Here is a 1,920-nt window from a genome sequence, read left to right as displayed (position 1 = left end):
GCGTGATGTGGGAAGACAACGGCTTTGTGCTGTATTACAAGGCGCTGGCAGAAGAGAAGTTCAAGTGGCCTAAGCCTGCTGACGAACTCTTATCCTTAACCGGAGAGCAAATAAACTGGCTGCTCGATGGCTATGATATTAGCTTGTTTAAGGGCCATAAAAAACTCCAGTATGACAGCCTTGGATAGCCTGATTTTACTGGGTTTTAGCTACTTTTACAGGTGCATTTCAAGGCGTTTTTTGCTATCATTTCACCATGAAAAAGACGCCATCCACCTCTATTGAAACCCCTGACTTAAGCGGCCTCAGTGCCGCTGAGTTGCGTTTGGTTATGGCTCAAATGCAGCAGCAATTTCAACGCGTTATTGATGAAAAAATGAAACGCTTAAAGATGCTCATCGTCGAATTGAGCTACTGGAAGAAATGAACCGCCTGCTGAAAACGCAGAAGTTCAGTGCTAGCAGCGAGAAATCCACCTTTCAACTCAATCTCTTTGATGAAGCCGAGCTAGAAGCTCAACTCGATGAACGGTTTGATGTGCTGCCTGAAACGCGTGAAGAAAGTGCAGAGATTGCCCAGCAGCGTAAAGTGCGCCAAACACGCCAACGCGGATTCTCGGCAAACCTGGTGCGCGAGCGCATTGAGCATACCCTGACTGAGCTTGAAAAGGCCGGTGCGGAGAAGACCTTCTTCACCAAAGTGAAAGAAGAGCTGCACTACATCCCCGCTCAACTCAAAGTGTTAGAGCATTGGCAAGAAAAAGCCGTGTTCACCGCTAACAACCACAGCCAAGAAGACCAAATGGTGACCGCGCAACGTCCGGTGCATCCCTTTGGTAAGTGCTCGGTCACTACCGCACTGATTGCGCACATTATTACCGACAAATATCTGTATGGCATGCCGCTGTATCGTCAAGAAGGTAAGCTCAAAAGGCTGGGCCAAGCGATTTACCGTAATAACATGGCACAATGGTGCATGCGCTTCGCTGACACAGCTCAACCCCTGCTGCACCTGATGCGTGAGGTGCAAAACAGCGGGGATTACCTTCAAGCCGATGAAACCCGTCTACAAGTGCTGAAAGAAGACGGAAAAACAGCACAATCGGATAAATGGATGTGGGTGACCCGAGGTGGGCCATCCAATCAAGTTAGCGTACTCTTTGAATACGATCCCTCGCGTGCCGGGAGCGTAGCCGTGCGCCTGCTCGATGATTTTAACGGCGTGCTGCAAGCGGATGGCTATTCTGGTTACAGTAAAGTATGCAAACAAAACAGCATTACCCGCATTGGATGCTGGGATCATGCACGCCGTAAATTTGTGGAAGCCAATAAAAGTACTGACACTAAAGCGAAGGCTAAAAAGGGGGTCTTGAGTAAAGCGGATGTTGCGCTCAGCTATATCCGCAAACTGTATCGTGTAGAAAGCAATATAGCGGATAAAACCGATGCCGAGCGTTTAACGGCGCGACAAGAAATTAGCGTACCGTTACTGAACGAATTTAAGCAGTGGCTGGAGACCAACGCGGCCAGAATAATGAAAGGCGGCGCACTGAGAGCAGCCATCGACTACACCTTAAATCAATGGCCATACCTCGTGGGCTACTGCGAACGCGGCGAGCTGATGATCAGTAATGTCATGGCCGAAAATGCGATCCGCCCCTTCGCCATTGGCCGTAAAAATTGGTTGTTTGCTGACACACGAAAAGGCGCCCAAGCCAGTGCGGCTTGTTACTCGCTAATAGAAACGGCCAAGGCGAATAACCTTGATCCCCAGAGCTACATTAAACACATTCTTGACCACATTGCCGTTGCCGACACGCTGGAAAAACTCGAAGCCCTGCTGCCATGGAATGTAAAGTTAAACTAACGCGCTCGAAAAGTGTTTATTTAAGCGCCAAAGTGCTGATTTAAGGGCGCTTAC

1 protein-coding gene and 1 pseudogene are annotated in these 1,920 nt (G+C 49.0%); both read left to right on the top strand.

What is annotated here, in order from left to right; translation table 11 throughout:
* Positions 1–188 (top strand): IS66 family insertion sequence element accessory protein TnpB (gene tnpB / locus FH976_RS15655; RefSeq protein WP_194091704.1); only part of this gene is annotated, 188 nt, incomplete at its 5' end.
* A 68-nt stretch (positions 189–256) separates the two neighbouring features.
* A pseudogene (gene tnpC, locus FH976_RS15650) lies at positions 257–1,866 on the top strand (IS66 family transposase).
* Positions 1,867–1,920 lie beyond the last annotated feature (54 nt).

It is taken from the genome of Vibrio hibernica (assembly GCF_015223435.1).
Taxonomy (GTDB): Bacteria; Pseudomonadota; Gammaproteobacteria; order Enterobacterales; family Vibrionaceae; genus Vibrio; species Vibrio hibernica.
The sequence above is the reverse complement of the archived record's forward strand: the minus strand, read 5'-3'. Positions and strand labels throughout refer to the sequence as shown.